At 42.6% G+C, this 12,655-nt stretch carries 13 protein-coding genes; 4 read left to right on the forward strand and 9 right to left on the reverse strand.

What is annotated here, in order from left to right; genetic code table 11:
* Positions 1 to 746: 746 nt before the first annotated feature.
* The gene (locus HM131_RS16510; protein ID WP_085030798.1) at positions 747 to 1,307 is read right to left on the reverse strand and encodes a cysteine hydrolase family protein; all 561 of its coding nucleotides are present in this window, start codon (positions 1,305 to 1,307) and stop codon (positions 747 to 749) included.
* A gap of 5 nt (positions 1,308 to 1,312) precedes the next feature.
* Entirely contained in the window at positions 1,313 to 2,062 is a 750-nt protein-coding gene (nadE, locus tag HM131_RS16515; RefSeq protein ID WP_085030799.1) for an NAD(+) synthase, read from the reverse strand.
* Between the two features lie 185 nt (positions 2,063 to 2,247).
* Here nadE and bshB2 point away from each other — a divergent pair, with 185 nt between their 5' ends.
* Positions 2,248 to 2,934: a bacillithiol biosynthesis deacetylase BshB2 gene (bshB2, locus tag HM131_RS16520; RefSeq protein WP_085030800.1), complete on the forward strand. Its 687-nt coding sequence runs from the start codon at positions 2,248 to 2,250 to the stop codon at positions 2,932 to 2,934.
* A 181-nt stretch (positions 2,935 to 3,115) separates the two neighbouring features.
* Entirely contained in the window at positions 3,116 to 3,895 is a 780-nt protein-coding gene (locus HM131_RS16525; RefSeq protein WP_085030801.1) for a FixH family protein, read from the forward strand.
* A 102-nt stretch (positions 3,896 to 3,997) separates the two neighbouring features.
* Here the strand turns inward: HM131_RS16525 and typA are convergent, their stop codons facing one another.
* Complete coding sequence (gene typA, locus HM131_RS16530) at positions 3,998 to 5,839, reverse strand: translational GTPase TypA (RefSeq protein WP_085030802.1); 1,842 nt, start codon at positions 5,837 to 5,839, stop codon at positions 3,998 to 4,000.
* A 337-nt stretch (positions 5,840 to 6,176) separates the two neighbouring features.
* Between typA and HM131_RS16535 the strand changes: the two genes are divergently transcribed.
* Complete coding sequence (locus HM131_RS16535) at positions 6,177 to 7,109, forward strand: RluA family pseudouridine synthase (protein WP_085030803.1); 933 nt, start codon at positions 6,177 to 6,179, stop codon at positions 7,107 to 7,109.
* A gap of 182 nt (positions 7,110 to 7,291) precedes the next feature.
* Here HM131_RS16535 and HM131_RS16540 read toward each other — a convergent pair whose 3' ends face one another.
* The 4 genes from HM131_RS16540 to HM131_RS16550 all read right to left on the reverse strand — a co-directional run bounded on the left by HM131_RS16540 (position 7,292) and on the right by HM131_RS16550 (position 10,513).
* Entirely contained in the window at positions 7,292 to 8,236 is a 945-nt protein-coding gene (locus tag HM131_RS16540; protein WP_085030804.1) for a phosphotransferase family protein, read from the reverse strand.
* A gap of 55 nt (positions 8,237 to 8,291) precedes the next feature.
* Positions 8,292 to 8,594, reverse strand: a complete 303-nt coding sequence (locus tag HM131_RS16545; RefSeq protein ID WP_085030805.1) for a 4a-hydroxytetrahydrobiopterin dehydratase — start codon at positions 8,592 to 8,594, stop codon at positions 8,292 to 8,294.
* A gap of 143 nt (positions 8,595 to 8,737) precedes the next feature.
* The gene (locus HM131_RS21270) at positions 8,738 to 9,079 is read right to left on the reverse strand and encodes a hypothetical protein (protein ID WP_332308713.1); all 342 of its coding nucleotides are present in this window, start codon (positions 9,077 to 9,079) and stop codon (positions 8,738 to 8,740) included.
* Positions 9,080 to 9,127: 48 nt separating this feature from the next.
* A complete protein-coding gene (locus HM131_RS16550; protein WP_332308714.1) occupies positions 9,128 to 10,513 on the reverse strand; it encodes a M3 family oligoendopeptidase in 1,386 nt (461 codons plus the stop codon).
* Between the two features lie 159 nt (positions 10,514 to 10,672).
* Here HM131_RS16550 and HM131_RS16555 point away from each other — a divergent pair, with 159 nt between their 5' ends.
* Entirely contained in the window at positions 10,673 to 11,038 is a 366-nt protein-coding gene (locus HM131_RS16555; RefSeq protein ID WP_085030806.1) for a PilZ domain-containing protein, read from the forward strand.
* A gap of 44 nt (positions 11,039 to 11,082) precedes the next feature.
* Here HM131_RS16555 and HM131_RS16560 read toward each other — a convergent pair whose 3' ends face one another.
* Positions 11,083 to 12,210, reverse strand: coding sequence for a mannitol-1-phosphate 5-dehydrogenase (locus HM131_RS16560; protein ID WP_332308715.1), 1,128 nt, complete (start codon positions 12,208 to 12,210; stop codon positions 11,083 to 11,085).
* Positions 12,210 to 12,647, reverse strand: coding sequence for a PTS mannitol transporter subunit IIA (locus HM131_RS16565; RefSeq protein ID WP_085030808.1), 438 nt, complete (start codon positions 12,645 to 12,647; stop codon positions 12,210 to 12,212). Before HM131_RS16565 ends, HM131_RS16560 begins: the two co-directional genes overlap by 1 nt.
* Between the last annotated feature and the right edge of the window lie 8 nt (positions 12,648 to 12,655).

Genomic DNA, 12,655 nt, shown 5'->3' on the forward strand with positions numbered 1-12,655 from the left:
TTCACCAGAGACCGTTGGTTTGGTTGGGAAATGACGAGACTCCCGTGGGAGAAGGAACTAGGCGAGACCCCACAGGGAGTGATAACTCCCGAGGAGGCTTGCCGTTCCCCCACAGGAAAGTGTTCAAATGCGGAATCGCCCTGGTAGACACGACTCGCATAAGCAGGAAATCAAAAGGGATGTGCTTTTTCATTCCGTTGATTTCCTGCTTATGACGCAAGTGTCTGGGCGATACAGCTGGACGAGTTATTTCCCAACCAAACCTAGACCTTTTAACGGAACGGACCCTATTACCTCGCAACTGTGCCTTACACACAGTGGAGTCTTACCTGTAATCATCAACAACGAGATTTAACTGAGCCTAAAATTAAAAAAGCCGCGACAAGCTGAAATAAGCTTGTCGCGGCTTGATGAACAGAAACACACGACTCCTCTTGTAAGCCGCGGTGGATCTTTCTTCGCCACTAAAACCATATAAAAAAGCTATGACTGAATAAGCAGCCATAGCTAATTAATTACGGTTCAACTACGCTTATGCTTGTTCTTAACTGTTCTTGTAAAACGTCATAACAAACTAGACATGCCGATTGCACGTCTTCTTACTCGTTTAACAAGAAGTTATCCAATTGATGGATTAGTTAAGAACAACCACACTCATAAATCATTCTCCTCTTTAAATAAGGATCTTTAGTGGCGAAACCACTGTCTGTTCATACCACTAATATATGTGAATCAGGTGTAAAAAGTCAATAGGAGAAAATTTCTTTTAAAACCACCTGATTGCTTTCTCTTGTATCCACAGACAGCGACCGCTCCATAATGCTGAGTGCGCTGCTGTTGCCTTCTTCCGATTCAGAAGCAATACAATCGGATGGAACCCATAAGTTATATTCTCGCATGTACGCATCATTGGCTGTGAATAATACACAAATGTCACCGGCAATACCCGTTAAGATCAAATTCTTTACTCCTAGCTGATTTAACAAGATTCCCAGCTGTGTACCAAAAAAGCCTGAATGTTTTGGTTTTATAATAAAATAATCATCTTCATCAGGAAGAATTTTTTCAATCAGCGGTTCCCCTGGACCTTCTTTACACTCATCGATTAAATCAGAGACATTGTCCTGCCAAAGCCCAAAGTTATCATTCACATAGATAACAGGATAGCCTTCCTCCTTTATCTCCTTTTTAAGGCCCTGGAGATTCTCAGACATCGGCAAAGAATTTTCCAACAGGTCTTCTCCCCCGCTGAAGTCCAATTTATTAATCATATCTATAATAACCAGGGCTGTCTCTTGCTGCTGCATGACCTTCACTCTCCTTTGAATTTCTCAGGTGCGGCAGGGATTTGGCGCTTATGCTCTGTTTTCTTATGAAGCTGACGCAAGTGCTCTTCATCTTCAGGATCGATTTTTTCACCTCGTAAAAAGGCATCGATGGTGTCGTATGAAATCCCAAGCTCTTCTTCATCTGACTGCCCTTCCCATAATTCTGCGCTCGGTTTCTTATGAATGATGGAGTCAGTCACATCTAATGCTTTTGCCATTTCACGCACTTCTTCTTTTCTCATGTGTAACAATGGCACTAAATCCACTCCGCCATCTCCATACTTTGTAAAATAACCCGTGTAATCTTCTGCAGCATTGTCGGTACCTACAACTAGATAATTGTAATTATTTCCGACGGCATATAACGTACTCATCCTCAGCCTTGCTTGTAAATTGGCTCCGCCTAGCTGCGACTTCTCTTCGTTCCAGTCTCCTTTTTCCTCTAACTGCTTTTGGATGGTAGAATACGATTCTTTATAAGCATCTGTCAGTTCAATACCTACATAGTCCAGATCTGCTCCTTCTACAACCGCTAACGCGTCTTCCTGATCCTCTACACGCTTGTTAATAGGCAGAATCACGCCAAGAGATTTTTCTGGAAAAGCTCGCTTAATTAGATAGGAAACGACTGCAGAATCAATTCCTCCACTAATTCCTACAAGCAGCCCGTCTGCCCCCGCTTCCTTTACTTTATCCTGTAACCAATTTGTTAAATAGTCGATTCTTTCTTGCATAGTCCATAACTCCCTTCCTTTTTTTACACTATATGGATGTTGTTCCTTATCACACAAAATATAAACCTATCCTTTTTGTAAAATAGAAGCCAGGATCCTCCTGCCGTTATAAACATATAGCTTTAATTTTGTATAAAATTAAGTAATAATGTAAAAATAGAAAGCCTGTCGAAGGAGTGAATCCAATGATTGAACAAGAACGTCATGTCCTCGTGATCTTTCCGCATCCTGATGATGAAGCTTTCGGAGTATCCGGGACAATTACTTCATATATAAAGCAAGGCACACCCCTGACGTATGCCTGCCTAACACTAGGAGAAATGGGAAGAAATTTAGGGAAGCCAGCATTCGCTACAAGGGAAACCTTGCCTGAGATCCGTCGGAAAGAACTCATTAAAGCTGCTGAAGCAATGGGGATACAGGATTTGAGAATGATGGGGCTTCGGGATAAAACATTAGAGTTCGAAGACGATACTCAAATGAAAAACATGGTGAAGGATTTAATTGATGAGCTGAACCCTTCCCTTGTCATCAGCTTCTATCCTGGGTACGCGGTGCACCCAGACCATGAAGCAACCGCTCGAGCGGTTGTAAGAGCACTAAGGGACATGAAGCCTGAAGATCGTCCTAAATTCCACGCTGTAGCTTTTGCGAATAACACCGAGGAAGAACTTGGTCAGCCAGATGTCGTTAATGATATTCAAGCCGTCCAGGAAGAAAAGTTAAAGGCGATGCGCGCTCACATCTCCCAAACGGCACGGATGCTGGAAATGCTCGAGGAAGGCATTAAAGCCAAGGATCCGGAAGCCATGAAGTGGGTAACGAATGAGAGATTCTATACGTACAATTGGGATCAAGATCAGGTCAAGTAAGATAAAAGAAGCTGAACTCATAGCGAGTTCAGTTTTTTCTATTTAAGGTAATGCTCTCCGGTTCTTTTTCAATAACTGCATAAAGTGTCATGACATCTTCAAAAAATGTCTACTATTGCGCTCGTTTGTCTAAGATGAAAGTGATATTCTATGGAGGGAGTCCATTTGAAAGGAGTATTCCATGAAAAAAACATACATGTTTTTGATGACCGTACTTATTTTGATCCTAGCCGCTTGCGGCACATCTGAAGGAGAGCAAGACACCACCCAGGGGGATGAAACAACAGAAGATTCCCTCACTCCACCGGAAGTAGAAGTGCAATTCGAAGGACCACTTCCTGTTAACGAAGAAACGACGATTAAGGCTGTCGTAACTCAAGGAGATAAAAAGGTCGAAGATGCGGAATACGTTGAGTTCGAAATTTGGAACGACGCTAAGGGAGAAGACAGTTCTGAGAAAGTGAAAGCTTCCCATACTAGTGATGGTGTGTATGAAGCCTCTTATACTTTTAAAGAAGAAGGAACCTACCAAGTCATTGCCCATACGCAAGTAGGCGACCTTCATACAATGCCGCAGAAGGAAGTTACCGTGGGTGAAGCGAGTGCAGATAATTCTCATGACGAGGCCAATGGAAAAGAGAGTTCGCATGATCACGGGAAAGGTGAATTCATGGTTCATTTAATGACGGACAATGCCTTTAAGGCAGGAACAGAATCTACGTTAACCACTCATATCAGCCGGATGGAATCTCCTTTTGAAGATGCCATCGTACGTTTTGAAATCAGTTCAGACCAGATGGATAAACACTCGTTTCTTGACGCAGAAGAGTCTGAACCTGGAGAATATAAAGCTGCCCACACGTTCCCTTCAGCAGGCGAATATACGATTAATGTCCACTACGAGAAACCAGATGAAGAAATTCACGGTCATAAAGAAGAAACAATTAAAGTTACAGAATAAAAAAACGCCTGAACCTCTGAGTAGGTTCAGGCGTTTTCAATCTTTTAAAAGTCCCGACTCCAGGCCTGCTCATTGAGGCTGTGTTGGAGACGTCTTTAAAGTTTAAATGTCTGCGTTTTGAAGCTTTTTCTTCTTAGCCATTTTTTCGCGTTCGTTTTTGTTGAGATATTTCTTACGAAGGCGTACGCTTTCTGGCGTAACTTCGCAATACTCATCATCGTCTAGATACTCGATGGCTTCTTCAAGCGTCATCTTACGAGTCTTCTTGATCGTGTTCGTCGTATCTTTTGTTGCAGAGCGAATGTTAGTCAAGTGTTTTTCTTTAGTGATATTTACAGTCAGATCATTTTCACGGTTGTGCTCTCCGACGATCATTCCTTCATAAACCTCTGTACCCGGTTCTACAAAAATCGTTCCTCGATCTTCAAGGTTCATGATGCCGTAAGTGGATGCTTTTCCTTTTTCAAGAGCAACTAGCACACCTTCACGGCGGCCTCCGACTTGACCTTTTGTAAGAGGAGCATAGCCATCAAACGTATGGTTCAAGATTCCGTAACCGCGTGTCTGTGTCATGAACTCTGTAGAATAACCGATCAGGCCGCGAGATGGTACAAGGAATTCAAGGCGCACTTGCCCGTTCCCATCGTTCACCATGTCTTGCATTTCACCCTTACGATATCCAATGGATTCCATAATCGCCCCTTGGAATTCTTCCGGTGTATCGATTTGAACGCGCTCTACCGGTTCACAAATCTCCCCGTCAATTTCTTTCAAGATCACTTGTGGTTTGGAAAGCTGCAGTTCAAACCCTTCACGGCGCATGTTCTCAACTAGAATAGACAGGTGCAGTTCACCACGTCCGGAAACTGTGAAAGCGTCCGGAGAATCTGTAGGATCTACACGAAGACTTACATCTGTTTCTAATTGAGTCAACAGGCGTTCTTCAATTTGACGAGCGGTAACATATTTTCCTTCACGTCCAGCAAACGGACTGTTGTTAACAAGGAACGTCATTTGAAGGGTAGGTTCGTCGATACGCGGGATTTCCATAGCTTCCTGATTGTCAGGCAGACATACGGTTTCCCCTACGTTGATATCTTCCAATCCGGCAAGAGCGATGATATCGCCAGCCTGTGCTTCTTGAATCTCAATTCGCTTGAGACCAATAAAGCCGAACAGCTTGCTGACACGGAAGTTTTTCACAGAACCGTCTTTCTTCATCAAGGATACTTGCTGACCGACTTTGATCTTACCTTGGAAGACACGGCCAATTCCGATACGTCCTAAATAGTCGTTATAATCCAGCAGTGTCACTTGGAACTGAAGCGGATCTTCCTGCGTATCTACAGGTGCAGGAATGTTGTTCATGATCAATTTGAAAATCGGGTCCATCGTTTCCTGCTGATCTTCTGGTTCATCACCAGATGTACCATTCAGAGCAGAAGCATAAACGACAGGGAACTCAAGCTGTTCATCATCCGCACCAAGCTCGATGAACAGGTCAAGAACTTCATCCACTACTTCGTCTGGGCGGGCATTCGGACGATCAATCTTGTTCAAGACTACAACTGGTGTCAGTTTTTGTTCTAACGCTTTTTTCAGAACAAAGCGAGTTTGCGGCATGCATCCTTCATAAGCGTCAACGACTAGAAGGACACCATCTACCATTTTAAGAATTCGTTCTACCTCTCCCCCGAAGTCCGCGTGACCAGGAGTATCAAGGATATTGATTCTAGCATCATTATAATTAATCGCGGTATTCTTCGCTAAGATCGTAATGCCGCGCTCTTTTTCTAAATCATTCGAGTCCATTGCACGCTCATCAACATGCTCGTTATCACGGAATGTACCAGAATAGTGAAGCATTTGGTCCACTAACGTCGTTTTACCGTGGTCAACGTGGGCGACGATAGCAATATTTCGAATATCGTTTCTGTGTTGCATGTAGCACACACCTCTTTCGTCTCACATTTTATTCAACTTATCCATTATAACATAGATCGAAGCCTGTCGATACCAGCCGCGCTCTCTTTACACTTTCTTAATGGAAAGGTCAATTGGGACAATTGGTACCAGCTACGAGAGAAGACCCATTCGGTACTAGAGATCAAATCCTCGAATTCTCTCTGTTGCGTACCAGGTAAGCGACAGGTAGAATAGAGTGCAGCAAACGTACCAGGTACAGATACCGAGCTGAATGGCTTCGTTATAGTGTCAGGTACAACGAACCAACAGACCGGTACTTGACACCCGCACACCGAATGGAAAGGAGGAGGAAAGCGTGGAAACAAAGAGAGAAGGAGAATGGCTGAAAGTGGAAGTCCCCTCTAAATGGGATGGTTATTCAGTCTACAAAATTATGAAGAAAGAATGGCATGTTCCGAGAAAGCTGATGCATCGTTTTAGATCGAATCGTGAATTGACCATTAATCATAAAGACGTCCATTGGAAAGACACAAAAGTACGGACGGGAGACACCCTCCATATTCGATTATTCAAGCCCCTTCCTTTAGAGGTTAGTCCTTCTCCGATGGATATTGATGTGATTTATGAGGATGACCATCTTTTAGTTGTCAATAAACCATCAGGCGTTTTCACTCATCCGAACACACCTTTTGAAACAGACACCCTGGTGAACGGAGTAGCGGCTTATTTTGAAGAAAACATGATTTATTCTACTCCCAAATATGTCCACAGATTAGACAGGGACACATCTGGTGCCATTCTTTTTGCAAAACATGACCTGGCCATTGCGATGCTTGGGAAAGAATTGCAGAAAAGAACAATCAAACGAACTTATCTAGCCTGGGCTCATGGCATAATTCAACCTGGGGAGGGAATCATTACAGCGCCTATAGGAAAAGATTTGACCCACCCTGTACGCAGGTGTGTGTCATCTGAAGGGCAATATGCTGAAACTCACTATAAAGTACTGGAGTATGATAAAGAAAGTAATGCCTCTCTTCTCTCCCTCCAGCTGCAAACAGGCAGGACCCATCAAATCAGGGTTCATCTGAGCCATAAGGGTCATCCGCTTGTTGGGGATGAGATGTATGGAGGAGAAGGAAGAATAGATTTTAAACAAGCTCTTCATGCAGCAGTCTTGACCTTCCAACATCCTTTCACAGAAAAGATTATTAAATGCTTTGCCTTACCCCCAGCAAATTCTCCACTCTTCTCTGAACGGCACTTGGAGTTATTGGGAGAAACGTAATCTAATTGTCATAGAAATAGCCAATTAGTTGTGGTAATCTGGATTTGTTAGCCCTTTCATAAAATAAGAGAGTACCTATATACAGAAATAAAAAAGATTCGACGAGGCGCCAAGGGTTGACAATAAATCATACACCGAGAAAGCCGCTGGTTACTATCAGCGGCTTTCATAATGATATTTTTTCAAGATAGGGTTTGATCAATCAGAGATTTCAAATCTGCTATCCGATTTGGTCCGTTTTCTTTTGTGTTGAGCATGCTGCAAAGCGCAACCAGATCGTAGAGCTGCGCGATTTGTTTCCATTCGTCCGGCAGGGTAATTCCCTTACTTTTCAAACCCTCAACCAACCCTTTTTCACAATGCTGGAAATTAGGAATGGATTGATAGCGAATAAAATTACCGATATCCCAGTACAGAGAGCCAGACATGGCAAACTCCCAGTCCAGCACGGCCGTGATTTCCCCTTTATTGCCTAGTAAATTAAGTCCGTTAAAATCGCCGTGAACTAAAGAAGATGAAAAACCATCAAGCTCGATCAGCCAGGAACGTTCCTTCGCAAACTCTCTAATTTTCCTTATGAACTCAGCCTCTATCCACTTCGGTATGTACTCTTCCAAAAAATGATCGATGGTTTTCATAAAGCTCTCAGGAGTCATATTAAAAACTTCATCCACTTCAAGACTTTGGTTCAAGAACCCGCTTTTATTAAACGAATATGACCTTAATTTCGCTAACTCAACTCCGGCCGAGAAACCTAGTTTCCTTTGCACCGAAGACACACCTCTATAAAGCAAGTCTTTGACTGATTGACCCTGTTTCCACTCCAGAACCCCTACTTTATAAGATTTTATAGGAATGATCTCAAAAAAATGAGGTACTTTGTTGTTGTTATCTAAGCGGTCGTGTAAGTTTTTCTCCATTTTTAAATTAAGTTCATCCTCTGAAACTCTCAAAACTAATGGTGGATGGTCAGAAAAGGTCGCTTTATAATTCGTGTGACTCAATCCTCCACTTAATTCTTTAATCTGATAATTCTCTAAATCCGGCTTCCAAAGCTTGAGCGTCTGCTCTATTTCTTCTTCATTCAACTTACTAGTATTTTTCATTCGTTCCCAGTTTTCCTTCACCTGTGGGTCTCCTCTCTATAAAAATCCCCTCTCATTATTGGAGAGGGGATACGATTTATTCAACGAGAGACTTGTACAACTCATCATATTTTTGGGCGCAGCTCAAATCCAGATCAGTTAAGCCCTTGGCATTCCATGAGGTGAGCTTCATCGTCACCATTTTGTAGTCAATGCTGATGAACGGATGGTGCTGAATATCCTCTGAGTATTCTGCTACATGATTCACAAATTGGATGCCTGCCAGGAAATCTTTAAATCGATATCGCTTTACAATGAATTTTTCATCCTGCAGCTTCCAGCCGTCTAATTCAGCCACACGCTTTTCTTTTTCTTCCTCAGGAATTCTTTGTTCATCCATTGATAGCCCTCCTTATTGTGGTGTCCTTTGGTATGAGGTATCTTCTCACCGACACCCTATCAAACAACTTCGATACCTGGTACCACCATTCCCTTTTGTGGTGTCAGGTACTCCTGATCCATAACACCACAAGAGCTTCATAATCACGAACTCAGTTTCATAAATTCTTCTAGATCACGGATGCAAAGTTCAAGAGCGTGTCTCCAAAAATCAGGTTTTTCGAGATCCACATCCAAATGTTTCTTCGCCAACTCTTCCACTGTCATGCGGCCAGTATCTTGTAATAAGGAGATATATTTATCCTCAAATTCCGGTCCGATTTCAACCGCATTTGCATAGATGCCCATACTGAATAAGTATCCAAAGGTGTACGGGAAATTATAAAAAGGCACGTCAGTTATATGGAAATGGAGCTTAGAGGCCCAGAATGTTGGATCGTATTCATCCAGGCTGTCCATATAGGCTTCCTTTTGAGCTTCCGTCATTAATTCATTTAATCGTTCTGACGTGACAACGCCTTGCTTTCTTTCTTCTTAAAAACGTGTTTCGAATAAGAACCGTGCATGGATATTCATGAAGAATGCTACACTTCGCTGAACCTTATCTTCCAGGAGGGCAAGCTTTTCTTCTTCATTTTCCGCCTGTTTGACTGCTGCATCTGCAACGATCATTTCAGCGAAAGTTGATGCTGTTTCTGCTACATTCATCGCATACCCTTGATTCAGTACCGGCAGCTCATTCATCACATGCTGATGATAAGCGTGTCCTAGTTCATGAGCCAATGTAGCTACGTTTGACGGTGTTCCTGAATAAGTCATGAAAATCCTAGTTTGTTCACTATCAGGAAAGCTTGTACAAAATCCTCCCGGCTGTTTACCTGGTCGGTCCTCGGCTTCGATCCAGCCTTTTTCAAAAGCCATTTCGGCAAAGTCAGCCATCTTAGGGCTAAATTGGCGGAATTGCTTAATAATGAATTCTGCTCCCTCCTGATAACTCATCATCTGCTCAGTTTTTGCGACGGGTGCTTCTACATCGTAAAAGCTCAACTTATCTATGCCTAACAGCTGAGCCTTTTTCTCCAAATACGGAACATATTGGTTCTTAAATTCAACAATGGTGTCCCACATCGCATTCAGCGTATCCTCACTCATGCGGTTATAGTCAAGCGGCTCCTTTAAAACGCGCTTCCAATTACGGTGCTTGTACGTTTGCAGTCGGAAACCTGAGAGGTGGTTCAACGTTTCACTGAATAAATCTTCTTGATCACTCCAGGCCTTTTGAAGGTTATCAAATACTTTTTTCCTGATGGTACGGTCTGAAGAACTGAGCCGGTTTGATGCTTGTCCGACTGATAATGTTTCCCCTTCAACCTCAACACTCATTTTTCCAACCAACGTATCGTACATCTGCCCCCAGGCGTGATAACCATCGACACCGAGGTCATTGATTATGGATTCCTGACGAAGGTCCAATTTGTCCATAGCCAGGTGGCGTCTTTCATCGAGAATAAAAGACAGCTCCTTAAAAGGGTGCTGGCTTATTAAGGAATTCCATACATCTTTATCGACTTGAACGAGCTTCTGATCAAATTGTGTCATCGTATTGTCAAAACGCGCCCCAAGTTCATGCTGCTTCGACTGCCAAAGACCAGCTTTTTTATCGTGAACATCCTGTGCACTTAAGCAGCTGACAAAAGCACCGAATTCCGATAGCTCTTTGATGATCGTTTGAAGAATAGGCATGATTTCTGAAAGCTCCTCAATTTGATCCGTGTGTCTTGGTGCTGAGAACGATTCGACCATGGTCTCTAATTCTGAAATATGGTTTTCTGTATTTTCCACGTACTTCTTCAGTTGTTCAGATTGGCTTCCGCCTTCAAAGATGCTATCTAAATCCCACGTTAACGGGTAGGGTGTCATCTAAATTCACTTCCTTTTCTATGTAATCCACTTTCTCAGTATATCAAAATCTTCTAACAGTCATGGAAATTACCTATCCTTATCTTCACATTTATTGCTTTTCATCGAAATTTTTGATACTTTCATGGAAAAGACTTCCTAGTCGAAGGGAAGATATTGATGCGATATCGTCGACAAGAAACATTGCGATATAGTTTTGAAACACCCCCTCCTGCCCGGTTTAAACTGATCAAGGGCGGTGAAAAGCATGTTCATTCTTCCACTGGTAAGGGCCAAGTGATTGACATAAGTCCTGGTGGAATGAAACTTTTTACGACTGTACATATCCCTTCGGAGAAAAAGGTCCAGCTATTCGTCCATACGGCTATTGCTCAAGTGGACCTGTCATTCACAGCAGATGTGGTATGGGAAAACCAGGTGAATGACGGGTATCATTATGGCCTTGATTTCATCGGTGATCACCAGGATAAAGTTATCCACGCACTTAAGGAGTATAGAAAAACATCCCAAGAAAGTTCTACATAATTGCAATAACCCCCTGTTTCTTATAGAAACAGGGGGTTTGTCTTTTAGACAAGGTACTTTTCTACTGATTGGACAAGTGGGTGATCCTTTTCTAATTCTGCTATCTCACAAAAGGCACTGATTTTGCCTTTTTCACGGATCAAATCCTGGAGTTCGACCGCTTCTGGGTCTTCTTCATTCTTATAATCCAATGCAGCTGCAATCACTTCAGCCAGGTGAGCAGGTTCCTCTTTTTTCAAGCGGATAAATTCTAGCGCAGGACGCACAAGGCGATCCTTAGGTCCCAGCTTCCGAACTGGTCCCCGTCCTACCCGTGTGACTTCATCAGACAAGTCAGGGTTTTCAAATCGGCTGATGATTGTATCGATGTAGTCCTGGTGTTCGTCGGGATTAAAGCCATACTTCTCGATTAAGACTCCACCGGACTCACTTAGAGCGCCCTGAATTTTATTTTTGATATTGGAATCATCCAAAGACTCTTTAATCGTTAGGTAGCCGTTGTATTTTCCAAGATAGGCCGCTACCGCATGTCCGGTATTAACTGTAAATAGTTTCCTTTCAATGTAAGGTGTCAGATCATCAACGTAAGTGATACCTTTAATGTCCGGGAGTTCGCTGTTAATCGATGACGTCTCCACCACCCACTCATAGTAAGGCTCTACCATTACAGTGAGAGGATCTTTTTGGTTTTGATTTGGAACAATTCGATCAACCGCAGCATTGGGAAAACTAATCCGATCAGAAATCCATTCTTTCTGTTCTTCATCTAAGTTTTCAATCACATGATTTTTTAGTATTTCCGTACCTCCGACCATATTCTCACACGCAATAACAATCCCGTTGCTATTTTTCTCCAACAACCCTTTAGCTAGCACAGGGGCGATCATAGGCAGAACATTTGGACCCACGGCCGTTGTGATGACTTCTGCTTCGGCAATGGCTTCGATGACTTTTTCTTCATCTTCAAGGCTGTTTAATCCTGATACGTTGGTCACTTCAATGGAATCATCCGTACCAGCAAGTTCAACCCGATAAGCCCCTTTGTCATTTAGTTCATCAATCAGTTCAGCATTGACGTCGACAAAAATAGTTTCATAATTTGATTGGGAAAGTAAAGCGCCAATAAACCCTCTCCCAATATTTCCAGCTCCGAAATGTACAGCCTTCATCATTAATTCACCTCGTTGAAAATACTGATGATTTCTTCTTTAGAGCCTGCATTTAAAATCGTATCAATGTTCTCTTCCTCTGAACATACAATAGCGATTTTAGAAAGAATCTCTAAATGTTCATCCCCTTTTCCGGCAATGCCGATAAGCAACTTAACGATGTTTCCATCACCGAAGTCCACACCTTCTGGAACGGTCACTACAGCAATTCCAGTCTCAAGGACAGCTTTTTTCGCATCCTCTGTACCATGTGGGATCGCTACATAATTCCCCATAAAGGTTGAAGTAACTTTCTCTCGCTCAAGCATCTGGTCAATGTATTCTGCATTCACATATCCATTGTCACGGAGAAGCGCACCTGTATATTGGATTGCCTCTTCTTTTGAATCAAAACTCTGGTTCATTTCAATTGTTTTCGCCGTTAAAATATTTTCAGACATATTCATTC

Origin of the sequence: Halobacillus mangrovi (assembly GCF_002097535.1) — a bacterium.
GTDB classification, from domain to species: domain Bacteria; phylum Bacillota; class Bacilli; order Bacillales; family Halobacillaceae; genus Halobacillus; species Halobacillus mangrovi_A.

What these genes read in the sequence shown, in the direction of transcription:
- HM131_RS16525 (WP_085030801.1), top strand. Translation starts at nt 3,116, where the DNA reads ATGAAAAAAACATACATGTTTTTGATGACCGTACTTATTTTGATCCTA.
- typA (WP_085030802.1), bottom strand. Translation starts at nt 5,839, where the DNA reads ATGCAACACAGAAACGATATTCGAAATATTGCTATCGTCGCCCACGTT.
- HM131_RS16550 (WP_332308714.1), bottom strand. Translation starts at nt 10,513, where the DNA reads ATGACACCCTACCCGTTAACGTGGGATTTAGATAGCATCTTTGAAGGC.
- HM131_RS16560 (WP_332308715.1), bottom strand. Translation starts at nt 12,210, where the DNA reads ATGATGAAGGCTGTACATTTCGGAGCTGGAAATATTGGGAGAGGGTTT.
- HM131_RS16510 (WP_085030798.1), bottom strand. Translation starts at nt 1,307, where the DNA reads ATGCAGCAGCAAGAGACAGCCCTGGTTATTATAGATATGATTAATAAA.
- HM131_RS21270 (WP_332308713.1), bottom strand. Translation starts at nt 9,079, where the DNA reads ATGACGGAAGCTCAAAAGGAAGCCTATATGGACAGCCTGGATGAATAC.
- HM131_RS16565 (WP_085030808.1), bottom strand. Translation starts at nt 12,647, where the DNA reads ATGTCTGAAAATATTTTAACGGCGAAAACAATTGAAATGAACCAGAGT.
- bshB2 (WP_085030800.1), top strand. Translation starts at nt 2,248, where the DNA reads ATGATTGAACAAGAACGTCATGTCCTCGTGATCTTTCCGCATCCTGAT.
- HM131_RS16555 (WP_085030806.1), top strand. Translation starts at nt 10,673, where the DNA reads ATGCGATATCGTCGACAAGAAACATTGCGATATAGTTTTGAAACACCC.
- HM131_RS16545 (WP_085030805.1), bottom strand. Translation starts at nt 8,594, where the DNA reads ATGGATGAACAAAGAATTCCTGAGGAAGAAAAAGAAAAGCGTGTGGCT.
- nadE (WP_085030799.1), bottom strand. Translation starts at nt 2,062, where the DNA reads ATGCAAGAAAGAATCGACTATTTAACAAATTGGTTACAGGATAAAGTA.